This is a genomic window from Thermococcus litoralis DSM 5473 (genome assembly GCF_000246985.2).
GTDB lineage: Archaea > Methanobacteriota_B > Thermococci > Thermococcales > Thermococcaceae > Thermococcus_A > Thermococcus_A litoralis.
Map to the genome: position 1 here is coordinate 374,080 of NC_022084.1, position 14,385 is coordinate 388,464.

The 14,385-nt window shown below is 43.4% G+C and carries 19 protein-coding genes and 1 riboswitch; of the genes, 5 read left to right on the plus strand and 14 right to left on the minus strand.

Annotated elements, in window-relative coordinates:
* Window positions 1-20: 20 nt before the first annotated feature.
* From OCC_RS01960 to OCC_RS01980, 5 genes are all read right to left on the minus strand, one after another.
* Window positions 21-308, minus strand: coding sequence for a DNA-directed RNA polymerase subunit L (locus OCC_RS01960; protein WP_004066831.1), 288 nt, complete (start codon window positions 306-308; stop codon window positions 21-23).
* Window positions 298-927: a DUF2067 family protein gene (locus OCC_RS01965; protein WP_004066830.1), complete on the minus strand. Its 630-nt coding sequence runs from the start codon at window positions 925-927 to the stop codon at window positions 298-300. The genes OCC_RS01960 and OCC_RS01965 overlap by 11 nt, the downstream gene beginning before the upstream one ends.
* 10 nt (window positions 928-937) lie before the next feature.
* Window positions 938-1,537 (minus strand): exosome complex RNA-binding protein Csl4, encoded by a 600-nt coding sequence (locus OCC_RS01970; protein WP_004066829.1) that lies wholly within the window; start codon window positions 1,535-1,537, stop codon window positions 938-940.
* 69 nt (window positions 1,538-1,606) lie between these two features.
* On the minus strand, window positions 1,607-1,984 hold the full coding sequence (locus tag OCC_RS01975) for a hypothetical protein (protein WP_020953604.1): 378 nt from the start codon (window positions 1,982-1,984) through the stop codon (window positions 1,607-1,609).
* Between the two features lie 50 nt (window positions 1,985-2,034).
* Complete coding sequence (locus tag OCC_RS01980) at window positions 2,035-2,412, minus strand: hypothetical protein (protein ID WP_148290382.1); 378 nt, start codon at window positions 2,410-2,412, stop codon at window positions 2,035-2,037.
* A gap of 126 nt (window positions 2,413-2,538) precedes the next feature.
* Between OCC_RS01980 and OCC_RS01985 the strand changes: the two genes are divergently transcribed.
* Entirely contained in the window at window positions 2,539-4,413 is a 1,875-nt protein-coding gene (locus OCC_RS01985; protein WP_004068244.1) for a threonine--tRNA ligase, read from the plus strand.
* Window positions 4,414-4,465: 52 nt separating this feature from the next.
* On the opposite strand, the gene OCC_RS01990 is transcribed toward OCC_RS01985, so the two are convergent.
* A complete protein-coding gene (locus tag OCC_RS01990; protein WP_004068245.1) occupies window positions 4,466-5,149 on the minus strand; it encodes a TBP-interacting protein in 684 nt (227 codons plus the stop codon).
* A gap of 122 nt (window positions 5,150-5,271) precedes the next feature.
* Here OCC_RS01990 and OCC_RS01995 point away from each other — a divergent pair, with 122 nt between their 5' ends.
* On the plus strand, window positions 5,272-6,099 hold the full coding sequence (locus OCC_RS01995) for a translation initiation factor eIF-2B alpha/beta/delta subunit family protein (RefSeq protein WP_004068246.1): 828 nt from the start codon (window positions 5,272-5,274) through the stop codon (window positions 6,097-6,099).
* A 1-nt stretch (window position 6,100) separates the two neighbouring features.
* Here OCC_RS01995 and OCC_RS02000 read toward each other — a convergent pair whose 3' ends face one another.
* From OCC_RS02000 to OCC_RS02005, 3 genes are all read right to left on the minus strand, one after another.
* A complete protein-coding gene (locus OCC_RS02000) occupies window positions 6,101-6,778 on the minus strand; it encodes an aspartate/glutamate racemase family protein (RefSeq protein WP_004068247.1) in 678 nt (225 codons plus the stop codon).
* Between the two features lie 148 nt (window positions 6,779-6,926).
* The gene (locus tag OCC_RS12755) at window positions 6,927-7,412 is read right to left on the minus strand and encodes an IS200/IS605 family accessory protein TnpB-related protein (RefSeq protein ID WP_023843720.1); all 486 of its coding nucleotides are present in this window, start codon (window positions 7,410-7,412) and stop codon (window positions 6,927-6,929) included.
* Window positions 7,372-8,175: an RNA-guided endonuclease InsQ/TnpB family protein gene (locus tag OCC_RS02005; RefSeq protein WP_020953606.1), complete on the minus strand. Its 804-nt coding sequence runs from the start codon at window positions 8,173-8,175 to the stop codon at window positions 7,372-7,374. The genes OCC_RS12755 and OCC_RS02005 overlap by 41 nt, the downstream gene beginning before the upstream one ends.
* A 146-nt stretch (window positions 8,176-8,321) precedes the next feature.
* On the opposite strand from OCC_RS02005, the gene OCC_RS02010 reads away from it, so the two are divergent.
* The 3 genes from OCC_RS02010 to OCC_RS02020 are packed head-to-tail and all read left to right on the plus strand — an operon-like array spanning window position 8,322 to window position 10,657.
* The gene (locus tag OCC_RS02010) at window positions 8,322-9,683 is read left to right on the plus strand and encodes an ATPase domain-containing protein (RefSeq protein ID WP_004068250.1); all 1,362 of its coding nucleotides are present in this window, start codon (window positions 8,322-8,324) and stop codon (window positions 9,681-9,683) included.
* On the plus strand, window positions 9,676-9,975 hold the full coding sequence (locus OCC_RS02015; protein WP_004068252.1) for a NitrOD5 domain-containing protein: 300 nt from the start codon (window positions 9,676-9,678) through the stop codon (window positions 9,973-9,975). Before OCC_RS02010 ends, OCC_RS02015 begins: the two co-directional genes overlap by 8 nt.
* 1 nt (window position 9,976) lies before the next feature.
* Complete coding sequence (locus tag OCC_RS02020) at window positions 9,977-10,657, plus strand: hypothetical protein (protein ID WP_004068254.1); 681 nt, start codon at window positions 9,977-9,979, stop codon at window positions 10,655-10,657.
* A 3-nt stretch (window positions 10,658-10,660) separates the two neighbouring features.
* On the opposite strand, the gene coaBC is transcribed toward OCC_RS02020, so the two are convergent.
* The 5 genes from coaBC to OCC_RS02045 all read right to left on the minus strand — a co-directional run bounded on the left by coaBC (window position 10,661) and on the right by OCC_RS02045 (window position 14,219).
* Window positions 10,661-11,878 carry a bifunctional phosphopantothenoylcysteine decarboxylase/phosphopantothenate--cysteine ligase CoaBC gene (coaBC, locus tag OCC_RS02025; protein WP_004068256.1) on the minus strand — a complete coding sequence of 406 codons (1,218 nt, stop codon included), beginning with the start codon at window positions 11,876-11,878 and terminating at the stop codon, window positions 10,661-10,663.
* 48 nt (window positions 11,879-11,926) lie between these two features.
* Entirely contained in the window at window positions 11,927-12,499 is a 573-nt protein-coding gene (locus OCC_RS02030) for a DUF835 domain-containing protein (RefSeq protein ID WP_004068258.1), read from the minus strand.
* A gap of 95 nt (window positions 12,500-12,594) precedes the next feature.
* Window positions 12,595-12,975, minus strand: coding sequence for a DUF190 domain-containing protein (locus OCC_RS02035; RefSeq protein ID WP_004068259.1), 381 nt, complete (start codon window positions 12,973-12,975; stop codon window positions 12,595-12,597).
* A 4-nt stretch (window positions 12,976-12,979) separates the two neighbouring features.
* Entirely contained in the window at window positions 12,980-13,351 is a 372-nt protein-coding gene (gene crcB, locus OCC_RS02040; RefSeq protein ID WP_004068261.1) for a fluoride efflux transporter CrcB, read from the minus strand.
* 22 nt (window positions 13,352-13,373) lie between these two features.
* Window positions 13,374-14,219 (minus strand): prenyltransferase/squalene oxidase repeat-containing protein, encoded by an 846-nt coding sequence (locus OCC_RS02045; RefSeq protein ID WP_004068263.1) that lies wholly within the window; start codon window positions 14,217-14,219, stop codon window positions 13,374-13,376.
* Window positions 14,220-14,242: 23 nt separating this feature from the next.
* A riboswitch (Fluoride riboswitch) is annotated at window positions 14,243-14,319 on the minus strand.
* Window positions 14,320-14,385: the final 66 nt, after the last annotated feature.

A 14,385-nucleotide genomic window follows, 5' to 3' on the forward strand; every position in this document is an offset into this window, starting at 1 on the left:
TCTCAAAATTAAAAAGGAGGTTACTCCTTTATTGCCTTCTCCCAAGCCTCAAGGACCTCTTTTGCCCTATCAAAGATCTTCTGGGCAGCTTCTTCTAAAGCCTTTTCGGGGGTTATTTTTCCATCGGTGGCAACTTTGAACCTCGGCTTTCTTGCCATGAGAACTGGGTGCTCTATGGTGTATGCGGCAAATGTGACGTGTTTGTTTTCATGAAGCACTTCATTGAGTAAGTTTGCAAATGTGTGATCTTCCCCCACAAGATAAAATTCAAGCAGGTTTTCTTCACGCTTTATGACTTCAATCTTCATTTTCCTCACCTGTTAGTTTTTTCAACATTATCTCCAGGGCTTGCTCCTTATTCTTGATGAGTTCATATTTAAATTTATCCTCCTTATACTCCGCAACCCCCAGTTCAAGGGCTATATCCAAAACCTCCTCTGGCTCAAGTTCAAAAGCTACAGCTATGGGCAGCACAACTTCCCTTATTTGCCTTGTGGTCTGTAAAGCTACCTCGCTTAATGCTTCCCCGAGTTTTTTAGTTAGTTCTACAATCTCATTCCACGGAAGGGAGCTTATAAGTCTATTGTCCCTAAGCTCAGCCTTCTCCCCAAGAAGCTCAAGGGTCTTTAAAAGAATAGGAACCGAAACACTAGTTCCAGCTTCTCTGAAGATATCATCAATATTGTATTGGTAAAATCCCCTCCTGTCTGGATACAGGCGAGAGCGTACCCTCTGATGAATGTCCCTGACCTTCTGCATGGCTTCTCTTATCTCGTCCTTGGTTCCTTGGATGTTTATTTTAAGGGAGTTTAATTTGCCATGAACGTAAATAAAGGCGGGAAGTTCGAGTTTCTGCAGCTCTTTCATGAGTTCCTCCTTTTCAATGTCATCTTTAACGTGAATAACCATAACCTTCTTGGCTTTCATTTTCTACACCTTACTCCAGCTTCAGCTTTCTATAGTATGTCGAAAGCTTTCTTGTCTCTGTTCTCCCGCATTTTGGACATATGAGCACGTTTCCCCTCCTCACTAAAGGAGTCCTGCATGAAGAACAGAGGGCATAAACTACTCCCAAATCAGAACCCTTTGTGGTGAGCTGTATAGGGCTCTTCTCATTCGTTAATACCCTCGCCCTAACAATGTCCCCAATTTTGAACTCGTTGCTCATTGACTCCACGTATCCATCCCTAACTTGAGAGATATGTATTCCAGCAAGTTTTGACGTTGCTATCTCTCTGTACCCCTTTCTACCCTCAATTCTAAGCAGCTGAACTATGGCGGCTTGTGGTTTTACTTCTATAACTCTCGCTATTACAACATCCCCCACCTGTGGGAGGGGTGGGGTATCGGTTAATGGTTCCACGGATATTTCAATCTTTTCGGGGTTTATCCTTACTCTTCCAGCTCTTGCCGCATACAGCTCTCCATTCTCCTCTATTATGCCCTCACCAGGAAGAAACTCCTCGATAACCCCAAGATAATCCCCTGGAAGAACTATATCTCCATCTTTTACCCTTTTCTTTTCTTTTTTATCCATCCACTCACCACCACTAAACTTAGCTATTCTGAACTTTTAAGTTTATGGATGAGGAGGGCGTGTTTAGTTTCACCCCCTGTTATTTAAACAGTATTTGACTCTGAGGAGGATTTTCAGACCATAACACATTACCCCAAGCAGGATTCGGGTTACAGTAGTCTTTTTCAGAAAACAGGGGATTCTACTGCCAAACCAAGTTGTAAACGCACCCCAGAACCCCTCATGAGGATTCCTATGCCCGTACTCTTCTTCAGAAAACACTCTGTCTCTCTTCTTACTACCAAAACCACCTGGAGGGTTCTTAGTCTTCTTAACAATCGGCCGATAACCCTTTTCCACCACAGTGTTCAGAACTTTCTTTGAATCATAAGCCCCATCAGCATAAAAATTCCCAGAACCCTCCGGCAGGAGTTCAATCAGCTCGTTCTCAGAAGTTGTGATCTTCACAGCAACCGGATACAGTAAACCCGGCAGGATTCTCGTTATTGCCTGAACTTCTATTCTGTCCTTTTTTTATTTGTGATAATGGTTGAGTCTGCTTGAGTGCTGGCGTAGGGTAATTTCTGGAGTTTTTTCAGGAGGTGGTTTGTCAGTTCTTCGAGGTTCAGCTTTTTCTCCCAGTTGTGGAGGGTTGAGTAGTGAATGTTTGCTCCGAAGAATTTTCTGCCGTAGTGCTGGGCGTCTCTGAGGGGTAGGTTGTAGTATTGTTTAAAGAGGAGTATTGCCAGTATTGTTTTTACTGGGAATTTTTTGGATTTTGGTAGGTTCTTCAGCTTTCCTTCTGATTCGAAGTCTGCTAAAACGTCAAGAATTGCGAATGCCACGCTTTCAGGGTCTTTGAGTCTGTGATCCCATCTGGGGATCACGACAACCACCTGAAAGAATTCAGCAAAAACCCTAATAAAGGTTACTATAAACACGCCCTGGATGAGGAAAGGCTATAAAAAGGTTGATGGCAACTTTTATGTAGTTTTGCCAAGTAGAATGAGGTGGTGATATAAATGAGAATGCTCCTGATACACAGTGACTACCTCGAGTATGAGGTAAAGGATAAAGCCCTGAAAAAACCCGAGGAGATAAGCGAAGAACAGAAAAAAGGCAGGCTTGAAGAGGTTCTTGCCGCCTTTATAAGCGTGGAGAAGGTAGATGAACAAAATCCGGAGGAAGTTGTTGAGAAGGCTGTTAAAGAGATAGAGGACGTTGCTTCTCAGGTGAAAACAAAGAACATTTTCGTTTATCCCTTCGCCCATCTAAGCAGTGAGCTCGGTTCTCCAGACATTGCATTGAAGATACTCAAGGAGATCGAAGAAAAGCTTAAAGAGAAGGGTTACAACGTTAAGAGAGCACCTTTTGGCTATTACAAGGCATTCAAGCTCAGCTGTAAGGGTCACCCTCTCGCGGAGCTTTCAAGGACAATTATACCGGGTGAAGCAAAGAAAGAGGAAGAGGTGCCAGAGGCCCTCAAGAAAGAAGAGGAGCTCGTCAGCTACTGGTACATCCTCACACCAGAGGGAGAGCTCATCGAGGTGGACAAGTTTGACTTCTCTGGCTATGAAAACCTCAGAAAGTTTGCAAACTATGAGATAAGCAAGAGCAGAGTTGCAACGGAAGAGCCTCCTCATGTGAAGATAATGCTCGAACAGGAGCTTGTGGACTATGAGGAAGGCAGCGACCCTGGAAACCTCCGCTACTATCCAAAGGGGAGGCTCATAAAGTCCCTTCTTGAGAACTATGTAACGGAAAAGGTTATCGAATATGGAGCAATGGAAGTTGAAACGCCAATTATGTATGACTTCGAGCACCCAGCCCTTGAGAAGTATCTCAACAGATTTCCAGCAAGGCAGTACATAGTAAAAAGCGGTGATAAAAAGTTCTTCCTCAGGTTTGCAGCCTGTTTTGGTCAGTTCCTCATAAAGAAGGACGCCACAATCAGCTATCGCCACCTGCCGCTTAGAATGTACGAACTCACGAGATATTCATTTAGAAGGGAAAAACGCGGTGAGCTCTCTGGCTTGAGAAGGCTTAGGGCATTTACAATGCCCGATATGCACACGGTAGCCAAAGACCTACAGCAAGCAATGGAAGAGTTCAAGAAGCAGTATAAGCTCAGTATGGAAGTCCTCAAGGGAGTTGGATTAACTCCGGAGGATTATGAAGTGGCAATAAGATTCACAGAAGACTTCTGGAATGAAAACAAGAACTTCATAGTAGAGCTCGCAAGGATAATCGGAAAGCCTGTCTTAATCGAGATGTGGAAGCAGAGGTTCTTCTACTTCATCCTCAAGTTCGAGTTCAACTTTGTCGATAACCTCGACAAGGCTGCTGCCCTAAGCACGGTGCAGATAGATGTGGAAAACGCCCAAAGATTTGGAATAACATACTACGACGAGAACGGGGAAGAAAAGTACCCACTAATCCTCCACTGCTCGCCGAGTGGGGCAATAGAGAGAGTCATGTACGCTATACTTGAAAAGCAAGCAAAGCTCATGAAGCAGGGCAAAAAGCCCATGTATCCGCTCTGGCTAAGTCCAATTCAGGTTAGGGTTATCCCCGTTAGCGATAAGTACCTCGATTATGCCCTCTACGTTGCTGGAAAGCTCGAAGGGGCAAAGATAAGAGCCGATGTCGACGATAGAAATGAAAGACTTAACAAAAAGATAAGGGAAGCAGAGAAAGAATGGATACCCTACATAGTTGTCGTCGGTGAAAACGAAAAGAGAATGGGAGTAATAACCGTCAGAAAAAGAGAAGGCGGACAGTATGAGATGCACATTGAAGACTTAATAAAAGAGATAAAGCAGAAAACAGAAGGGTTCCCCTACAAACCAAGGCCATTGCCTCTGCTTGTAAGCATGAGGCCGAGGTTCAGAGGATGATTCTTCTTTTATTAATTTATTTTTGAGGAGTTAAGAAGAGAAAAGAAAAGATTCACTCTTCTTGAGCTTTTGGTTCACCAAGCATTTCCTTCAGGAAAGCCTGTGATTCTGGAGCAAACTGCTTTTGGGGAACTTCCTCTCCAAATTTGTTGAATACTTTTCCTTCAAGGAAGTTCAGCTCAAATATCTCGTACTCTTCGCTGTCTTTTTCTGCAACACTAATCCCATGTTTAGCTAGATGTTCGGGGACGCTCTCTATATCGACGTATTTTCCACATTTTTCACACTTGTAGAACTGCCAGAAAACGTAATCCTGACCGTTCATCATGTTGTTCTTCAAATGCCTAACTAAAAGTCCGCCCAAATATTCGTAAAAATCTTCTTGAACGAGCTTTCCATCCCTTTCGACGACTTTAAATCCTCTCCAGACGATATGGTCGTGGATATCCATTAACGTAGCTTTTAAAAATCTATCCGAAAGTATGAAAGTGCCGTTCTTTATGTAAAAAGTTCCATTATCGGGAAGAACTGCAATGTCTATCCCATACTCCTCTTTCTCTTCACTTAATTTCTCAGCTTCTTCTTTACTTTCCGCGAGTTTTATCCTAACCGGGAGCCTGCTCTTTCTGTGGTAGCCCACTATTTTGTCTTCATAAATGTCCCAATGGTAATCATCAAGCATCCTTATTCTCGAGTAAACTCCCTTTACCCTGTCACTTAGCTCGCTGTATTTCATTCACACCACCGTTAGAACCTCAACCTTAGGATTAATAAGTCTTCTCGGAAAAATTTAAAAAGGGTTGCAAAGGCGAAAAAATCTTTTAAAGCTTAAAGAAAAAAGGAAAGTGGAGTGGTACAATGCTTCCCGAAGAAATAGAAGAGCTCCTAAAAGAAATGAGTGAAGAAAAAATCCATGGAGCGTCATATCTGGCAAAAATGGGAGCTAAGGCTTACATACTGCTCGCGGAAAGGTTTGAAGGGGAAGAGTTGGTTGAAAAGCTCAAGGAACTTGGAGTTGAAATCCTCAACGTGAACCCCACCATGGCATCCCTGTACAATCTGGTGAGGTTCATGCCAATAACCGCAGATCCAGAGTTCGTCAAGGCGAAGGCAGAGGAGTTCATAAAGCTGAGTGAAGAGGCAAAGCGAGAAATCGGGAACATTGGAAGTGAGCTGATAGATCAGAATGAAGTAATAATCACTCACTCTTATTCTTCCACAGTCTTTGAGATATTAAAGAAAGCCAAGGAGAAGGGGAAGAGCTTCAAGGTAATCCTAACCGAAAGCGAACCAGATTATGAAGGATTATTCCTTTCCAAAAAGCTTGAAGAACTTGAGATACCTTTTGAGGTTATAACAGACGCTCAGCTAGGACTTTTTGCAAAGAAAGCAACTTTAGCCTTGGTTGGAGCTGACAACATAACCAAGGATGGCTACGTTTTTAACAAAGCAGGAACTTACCCCCTTGCACTTGCCTGCCATGACAATGGAGTTCCCTTCTACGTAGCGGCGGAAAGCTTTAAAATACATCCAGAGGCAAAAGCTGAAGATGTTAAGATTACCGAGAGGAAGTTCAAGAGAAACCACACAATAATACGAAACTACCTTTTCGATGCAACACCTTGGAAGTACATAAGGGGAATAATCACAGAGCTCGGCATTCTCGTACCGCCAAAAGAAATTTAAGTCAGAGGGCAGCGTTTATCAAAGCCCTCATGTGAATTTCAGCACTATCCAAAACTTCAACGCTCACATCCCCCGGCTTTATTGCAAGGGGAAGCTCAGTGCAGCCGAATATAACGCCTTCAATGTTTTTGCCTTTTGCGTACCTCTCAATGAGTTCAATGAGCCATCCTTTGCTTCTGAAGTTTTCAAACATCAGCTCCTCAAAGATTATCCTGTTGATTTCTTCGATTTCCTCTTCTCCCGGAACGATTACCTCAAATCCCTTCTCTTCCAAAGCGTTTTTGTAAAAGGGCATTGTCATCGTGGTTTTTGTTCCCAAGAGAAGGAGCCGCTTGAGGTTTCTCCTCTTTGCCTCTTCAGCGACTGCATCGATTATGCTTACCATTTCAGCGTTTATCTCGTTCTTAACTTCCGGAAAAACAATGTGTGGAGTGTTTGCAGAGATTCCAATAACTTCTGCACCTGCCTTTTCAAGAGCCTTTGCGGCATTTATCAGAATTCTCTTTCTGCCTTCCCATCCATTGGGGTTGTCTTTGAAGTCCTTGAAGTTTATGGAGTAGATTATCAGCTCCGGAAAGAAATAAGGCTCAAACTTTTCCCTTGAAATCTCAATGTATTTTCTGTAGTAGTAGAGGGTAGATTCCGGACTTGTGCCACCTATTATTCCAATCTTCTTCATAGCACCACCAAGCAAAAAATAGAGCAGAAGCTTATGAAAATTTTTGTGAAAAAGAATTCTACTATCTACTCCTGAGGCTTGCCGTCCCCTATCTTTTTCACTTTCAACCTTTCGGGGCTTTTATCTTCGGTAATCCACAGGCGGTGAACTACCCCGTCCGCAAGGACGGGGCTTCGTGAGGAGTTAAGCCACCCCAAGGTAGCCTAACCCTCACAGGCCGGTTCACACGGCCACTACCGGCTATCCCCCTGATAGGAGAATCGCCGGCTACCTTTCTCAAAATGTTCAAAGCACCGTTCACATCAGCGTTTATCAAAACACCAGTGGAAGACTGGAACAGTCCACGCCTCACCCTCTTTCCAAGATACTTCTCCCTCTTTTCAATCGGTTCGAGGGCGAGGGCATCAACCTTACTCGTGTAGGCTTCATCAACCTCGATGTAGTTGATACCATACCGCTCGCACTTTGCCTTGAGCTTTTGCTTGAAGAGGCCGTAAGGAATATAATGGAAGTTCTGGTTGTTCCTCCTTCCGAGGTCGGTGTTCTGCTTTACTCCCTTCAGCTCCCCGATGACGACGTTCCCAATACCGTTCTCAAGGCAGTAGTTCACAATGTAGCTTACCGCCTTGTTCATAAAGTCGTTCACCACGTTCTTCCCGCTTCTTGAGAAGCCACGCCATCTTTCGCCCGAATTTAATCCCCTGCTTGTCATACTGGCTTTGGAGCTTCGCCTTCTCCTTGTTCCACCACTGGTTGAAGCTCTTCAAACCCCGGCCTTCGATTATGAAGGCCGTCCCAGTGGTGGAAACACACGTGGCGAAGTTGTCCAGACCCAAATCAATGGCAAGGTATTTTGAACGGTCTAAATCCTTCTCCTCGGGCTGAACTTCATAAACGTATTCGACCTCGAACCAGAGGGCGTTGTATCTTGGAAGAATGCGGATTTCCTTAATCCTGTGGCCTTTAACGTTCTTTGGGAGCGGGATTTCAAGGTGTTTAACACCATACTTCTCGGCAAAGTTCTTTCCAAGGGTGAGGATAATCCTGTCCTCTTTTACCCTGAAGGACTGGTATGGGAAGATTAGAACGAAGTGCCCGTTTTTCGGAAGGTATTTCGGTGGCCTAACGGGTCTGTTGTAGTTGCCCTTCTTTCTCTCTTTGAGCACGTGAAAGAATGAGCGGAAGTTTCTCTCCACGATTTTCATTGTTTGTTGTGCAACTTGGCTTGGCAGGAGTTTGTAGGGTTCGCTATCTTTAACCAAGTGGTAGGCTTTGGCGTAGGGTAGAAAGGTCCCATTAAGCTCGTAGTGTTGTTTAACCGTGTAGAGGGTGAGGTTGTAGAGGTCTTTGGATAAGTGTGTCAGCGTCCTGAGGAGTTTGTAGGTTTTCTTGTCCACTCGAAGGTGGTTTTTCTGGGTGAGATACGTGGGCGACCACCTATTATTTTTCTAATAGGTGAAGTTTTAAGGGTTGCGGGCTTTCATCCCCTCCCTATCGGAAGGGCTCTCCCCGCCCGAATAGATAAAGTTCATTGGGGGTAGAAATGAGCAGAACGGGAATTGAATATTTTGATGAGCATATCCTCAAAGACGGCTTTCCGGATGGCTCTTTAATCTTAGTTGCCGGAGAGCCAGGAGCAGGGAAGACTATATTCTCAGCAACTTTCATATACAACGGTGCCAAGAAATTTGGAGAGAAAGGAATTTATATCTCACTTGCAGAAACCAAAAGCGAATTCTATGAATCAATGAGACAGCTCGAGATGGATTTCGAAGAACTCGAAAAAGAGGGACTGTTTAAATTTGTAGACCTTGTCACGGTAAGCGAGGAGACAATAGAAAAAGAAATAGAACTTTTAATGAATGAAATAGTGAAGTTTCAACCAAAAAGGATTGTTATCGACTCCATAAGCGTCTTCGCTCAAGTTTTGGGAGCCGAAAAAACAAGAGTGTTCCTCCACGCAATGCTTGGGAGATTTATAAAAGCCTACAACTCAACTGCCCTCCTAATTGCTGAAAAGCCAATGGGAGCTGAAAAAATAGGATATGGCGTTGAGGAATTCGTCGTTGATGGGGTTGTTATACTCCGCTATGAGTCCTTTGGAGAGGTCACAAGAAGGATAATGAAAATCCCAAAAATGAGAAGGAGAAGCGTTGAAAGACCACAGTATGAGTACGTGATAACCCAGAATGGAATTGAATTCTTAGCAGTTCCCGAGCTCAAGAGAGAAGAGATGGAGTACACGGTGGAGAAGATTACAACTGGGATAGAAAAACTCGATGAAATGCTCGATGGAGGAATATACAAGGGGGCAAACGTTTTACTAGTTGGCATGACAGGAACTGGAAAAACCACGTTCTCTCTGCACTTCACCATAGCCAATGCATTACAGGGAAGAAAGGCAGTATACCTTGCCTTTGAAGAACCAGTAGACCAGATAATAAGAGCAGCTAAAAACTACGGCATGCCGATAGAGGAAGCCCTAAATAGTAATCTCAAAATCTTTACTTGGATCCCAGAAAGCAAAACCCCTGTATATACCTTCCTAAAAATTAGGGAGATAATAGAAGAAGTTAAACCTGAAATATTGGTGATAGACAGCTTAACCGCATTGAGGCAGCATATGGAAGAGAAAGAACTTGCAAAAATGATCAGGTATCTTAATTTACTGACAAAAGCAAACAGAGTGACCACTTACTTCACGTTAAATGAAGAGACCAGCTTTGAGGTTGTGCCATTTACAGGAGCGAGCACCATGGTTGATGTTATAATAGGGCTCAAGTACCAAGTAAAAAACGGGAACATAGAGCGGAAAATGGCAATTGTAAAAGCGAGAGGATCGAATCATTCAAGAAAAATACACAGATATGAAATCACCGATAAGGGGGTGGAAATTTATGAATAAAGGTGAAGAAATTTTGGCTAAAGCAATTTCTGCAGCCCTTAGAGAGGTAGCTCCGGGGCTGGAGTCGGTTTTAGAGGCCCACCTTAGAGCGACTTTGAATAAAGGCCTTGAGGTGGCATACGAGAATCCAAAGGAATTCAAAGATGCTGTTTCAAAACTTTTTGGTGAGTACAGCGCTAGGTTACTGGAGATGGTAATCATAAACAAACTCAAAGGGCGTGTTGGAGAGGAAGGAGAAATCAACTCCTTGGAGGAATTAGTGGAACAGATACGCAAGATTTACGGTGAATAGAATGGATCCTCTAGAACTGATAGCAAAAGCATCAAAAAGGGTAACTCCAACGCTCCTGAACTATGAGATAGGTAGCGATATCGAGAGCGTGCTTTACCACTTAATAAAGAGGCTGAGAGGGGAGTACGAGGAGCTTGTAATAATCTCCTTTCAAGACGCATATGCTTCCATCTTAAAGTACCTGAAGTCGGTGTACAAAGATGCTAACGAGGTCTTTAAAGATGCATACTTAATATCTGTGAATCCATTTCTTGAAGAGGAACTAAATCCAAATCTTCTTGTCAAAACAAAAGATGCTGAGATTATCATTGGTAGGACTAGGTCAAATTTGGGCACAAAAAGTAATACCTTATTCCTTGTTTTGGGTCTCGATCTCTACGGAGTCAAATACCCCGATGAGCTTGTCGTAATCATTCCAGCACTCATTAGGGTTCTCTCGAAGGGTAAAAACAACAATGTCCTTATAACCTTCAATGTTAAAATATTCCCAGAAAACATCGTGGAAATAGTAAACAGTTTCTCCCTCAACCTCTTCAAGTTTGGAATAGAGGTTAAAGAAAACGAAATTAAAAGAAAGCTCACAGTAATTAGAAGTGCCTTCGTCGAGTACAACCTAAGGTCATGGTATTACACAATCACTCCCAACAGGATTGTTTTCTTGCCTGCCACCACGGAGGTTTGATTTTTACTTTAAAATTTCCACAATCTTGTCCCATATCTTTTCCGCCAGCTCCTTTTTACTCATTAGTGGGAACTTCTCATAACCTTCCTTGGTTACCCAGTAGACTTCGTTCACTTCACTTTCAAATGCAACTTCTCCCCTGTTGGCTATCACCACGTCGCTCTTCGCCTTTTCTATTTGCTTTCTCGCCTGCTCGATTAGCTCTTCTTCACTAACACCGTACTCCGCTTTGAAGCCCACCAAAAAGACATCGGGCTGGATTTCCTTGACTCTGTCAATTATCTTCGGCGTTGGGGCGAGCTCGAGAACTAAGGACTGACCGCTCTTTATCTTCTTCCTCGCCTTCTCCTTAGGGGTGAAGTCGCTAACAGCTGCTGCCAAAATCACAACATCGTATTTTTTGTTTGAAAGCTCCTTCTCTATGGCTTCAAGCATCTCTTCAACGGTTTCAACTTCAATCTGGTTCTCCACAAAGCTCGGCACACTTCCCTTGGTTTTTATGAGCGTCACTTCAGCACCTCTAAAATCAGCCTCTTCAGCAATAGCTACCCCCATCTTTCCACTGCTCCGGTTTGTAATAAACCTTATCGGGTCGATGTATTCTCTAGTTGCCCCAGCAGTTACCAGAACTCTTTTCCCAACCAGATCCTTCTTGTGGAGCTTTTTAATCACACGGTAAACAATCTCATCGATGCTTGCTACCTTGGCTTTTCCCTCTTCAAATCTCGGCCCGATAAACTCGACTCCAAGCTTTTTGAGCTTCTCTATGTTCTCCTTAACTATCGGATGATCGTACATTGTCGAGTGCATTGCTGGAGCAATCATTATTGGTGTATGGGCAAAGGCAGTTGTTACTACTGTAGTGACGGGGGTATCGTCAATTCCGCAGGCTATTTTTGAAATAGTGTTGGCTGTTGCGGGACATACCAAAACTAAATCTGCCTTGTTCTCGTGCTCTCCAGCAAGCTCAACATGCTCAACAAAACCCGTGATCTCCGTGATAACCTTGTTGCCTGTGGCAAACTCCATGGCATAAGGATGAATTATCTTCTGAGCATTTTCACTCATAACCGCATGAACCTCGGCACCGTGTCTTATGAGCTCTCTCGCAAGCTTGACACACTCCACAGCCGCTATGCTTCCCGGTATGGCGAGTACTATCTTCTTTCCAACAAGTTTCCGGCTCTTTGTTGCATATATAAGCTTTACATGATGAAGCATTTTACCCACCGAGAAAGTTTGGAAGGGAGAATATTTAAGGTTGCTGTTTTAGAGAATCTTTTTAAACTCCCTCTGCAGGAGAAAAGCATGCTTTTCTTCTATGGCTCTTTCATCAACTACAAGGATAAGAACCGAGTTTTTAAGGAGAATTTGATCTTTCAAATTAACGAGGAATCTAAAAACAGGCTCAAACCCGTTCTCCAGGATAAGGTATTCAATTCCATCAATAATCAAAGCATCTTCACTTGTAACCCTAGTCACCGCCCAGTGAAGAATCTTTTCAAGGTGAGTTGGGCTGACTGCATTCTCTTTTCTCACTTTGCTCAACCACACAAAGGGGAGCTCATACTTCTCGAAAAGGTGAGGATTTCTAACAACTGCTACCGGCTTCCTATCCCTAAGAACCTCAGTGAGAAGGTAATCAACGTCAAGTGAAGGATAAATATATGCACCAGAAGGAAGCTGCTTATCACTCACCTTTTGCTTATCCCTAGAAACGAAAATCTCAAGAAAGTTCTTCAGTATGCCAAAAGCAAACGGAATATAGAAAAGAGCAGTGTAAGTTCCTTCCCCGATGAGATCGTTTGCAACAAATAACATTGCAAAATTAATGTTCGTCATGGCAGCTTTAGCTACGGTAAAGAGCTTTATAAAATTGTTGTTAATAAATTTTTAATGAACTGGATTAGTAACAAGAATTAAAACGATGCACAAACCTACTCCTCCCTCACAGCATCTTCTTCGAACTTCTTTATTTCTTCTCTTGTCCCCACCCACACAACTATAACCGGCTCAACTGTTATCATGCCGTCCTTTATCATTGGCTTTATCTCGTTTATAGCCCTCTCTATCATGTGCCCCCTGTCCACGGTCTCAATTATTATCGGCAGATCCGTGGAGAGTCTCAAAACATCACTTGAGTGAACCTTACTCTTTTTTCCAAAACCGTAGATACCCCTATAAACAGTTGCCCCAGCAAGTCCCATTTCCCTCAGTTTTTCTACTATTGCCTTATAGAGTGGTCTTCCATGCCAGGTATCGCTTTCCCCTATGTAAATTTTCATTCTCAGGGTATTCCAGTGCTCAATTTCTACCATCCTTTCACCTCCTTGCAAGAAGGAATCCCAAAAACACTAAGCTTATGGTTATTATAACATTTGCCGAGATGTTTAGGAGGGCAAGAAAATGCTCCCTCTCCCTTAAAAGGCTGAAAGTCTCGTATGAAAAAGTCGAGAACGTGCTCAAGCCACCACAGAATCCAGTTCCAAAGAAAGCCCTCCAGTTGGGAGAAACTTCATAACCGAAGAAGATTAGTCCATATAAATAACCAAGCAGAAAGCTGGCTATGCTGTTCACTAGTAGAGTTCCTACGGGAAAATCCTTGTAAACCGGGAGTAAGCCTGCAATGCCATAGCGTATTATTGCTCCCAGCATCCCCCCAACGCCAACTGCCAAGAGGATTTTAGTGTTCATTCCTATACCTCCCAAGCAGTATTCAAAAGCTCAGAAGATCATCAAGTGCCTTCAAAGCCCTATAAGTATTTTGGAAGTTTGAAATCCCCATTTCAAGACTCCTTCTGAAGCCCCCATTGGGATTTTGAAGGGCTCTTATGAACCTTATGTGAGGTTCTATGTACCGAGGCTTTTCGTTAATAAGCCTCAAGCCCCTAACCGCATAGAATGTCGGCTCCAAGTAAGGCGGAAGAGAGTAAGGCACCTCAGTAAAGCCACCGTAAACTTCGCACCTGTGGAAGTGTCTCGTCTTTGGAACTGGATATCCCAGTGCGTTGAGTGAAAAGATCGCTTGATAAGTCATGGTTGTTGTTGCCTGCGTTACTCCATACCCTTCTCCTTTTCTAAAGCTTTCGATGAAGCCCTTTATCTTTCTTCTCTCCTCAGAGGAAACTTTGTAATCTATTGCTTTAAAAGCTCTAAGTACCCAGTAGGTTGCTTCAAGTGGTGTTGCGGTTCCGAATTCCTCGCTTCCACCGAGACCAACGGCAAATTTGCCTTCGATGGGTTTATATTTCTCAAAGACCAGTGAAAGTCCTTCTTTTGCGAGGTCTTTTGCCCCTAGAATTGCGAGCCCTTCAATTGCCATAGCTATTGCGACAACAGCCTGTTGGGGTTTTAGTGAATTATAGAGGAACTCTACGGTTTTTTCTTTCTCTGGAATTTCAATGTCCAGCAAATCGTAGATTTTAACCGCGTAGTAGGTGTCATTTATGTTTGTCTCATTTAGCAGGGAAACAAAGCAATAGCCACCGTCTTCGTGCCTTCTATCCTCAATATACTTTAAAACTGATCTAAGATCTACATAGTTTCCTAGCTTCGAGCCCATTCTACCGCCTCCTAAAGTTTTAGCGGAGAACAGGCGTCATCAGCCCTTAGCGGGCGGTTCGGGCTCGAAGCCCCGGGCGGACGCCATCGCCCAAAGGCAAATTCTTAGGTAATTTTATAAGCTTTTCTTTTGGAAAGATAAAATAATAAGCAAGCGAGTGGTGAGA

Coding starts and splice junctions, on each gene's coding strand:
- OCC_RS01970 (WP_004066829.1), bottom strand. CDS start 1,537: ATGGATAAAAAAGAAAAGAAAAGGGTAAAAGATGGAGATATAGTTCTT.
- coaBC (WP_004068256.1), bottom strand. CDS start 11,878: ATGCTTCATCATGTAAAGCTTATATATGCAACAAAGAGCCGGAAACTT.
- OCC_RS02030 (WP_004068258.1), bottom strand. CDS start 12,499: ATGACGAACATTAATTTTGCAATGTTATTTGTTGCAAACGATCTCATC.
- OCC_RS01965 (WP_004066830.1), bottom strand. CDS start 927: ATGAAAGCCAAGAAGGTTATGGTTATTCACGTTAAAGATGACATTGAA.
- OCC_RS02010 (WP_004068250.1), top strand. CDS start 8,322: ATGAGCAGAACGGGAATTGAATATTTTGATGAGCATATCCTCAAAGAC.
- OCC_RS02045 (WP_004068263.1), bottom strand. CDS start 14,219: ATGGGCTCGAAGCTAGGAAACTATGTAGATCTTAGATCAGTTTTAAAG.
- crcB (WP_004068261.1), bottom strand. CDS start 13,351: ATGAACACTAAAATCCTCTTGGCAGTTGGCGTTGGGGGGATGCTGGGA.
- OCC_RS01985 (WP_004068244.1), top strand. CDS start 2,539: ATGAGAATGCTCCTGATACACAGTGACTACCTCGAGTATGAGGTAAAG.
- OCC_RS02000 (WP_004068247.1), bottom strand. CDS start 6,778: ATGAAGAAGATTGGAATAATAGGTGGCACAAGTCCGGAATCTACCCTC.
- OCC_RS01990 (WP_004068245.1), bottom strand. CDS start 5,149: ATGAAATACAGCGAGCTAAGTGACAGGGTAAAGGGAGTTTACTCGAGA.
- OCC_RS01995 (WP_004068246.1), top strand. CDS start 5,272: ATGCTTCCCGAAGAAATAGAAGAGCTCCTAAAAGAAATGAGTGAAGAA.
- OCC_RS02035 (WP_004068259.1), bottom strand. CDS start 12,975: ATGGTAGAAATTGAGCACTGGAATACCCTGAGAATGAAAATTTACATA.
- OCC_RS02020 (WP_004068254.1), top strand. CDS start 9,977: ATGGATCCTCTAGAACTGATAGCAAAAGCATCAAAAAGGGTAACTCCA.
- OCC_RS02015 (WP_004068252.1), top strand. CDS start 9,676: ATGAATAAAGGTGAAGAAATTTTGGCTAAAGCAATTTCTGCAGCCCTT.
- OCC_RS01960 (WP_004066831.1), bottom strand. CDS start 308: ATGAAGATTGAAGTCATAAAGCGTGAAGAAAACCTGCTTGAATTTTAT.
- OCC_RS12755 (WP_023843720.1), bottom strand. CDS start 7,412: ATGAACAAGGCGGTAAGCTACATTGTGAACTACTGCCTTGAGAACGGT.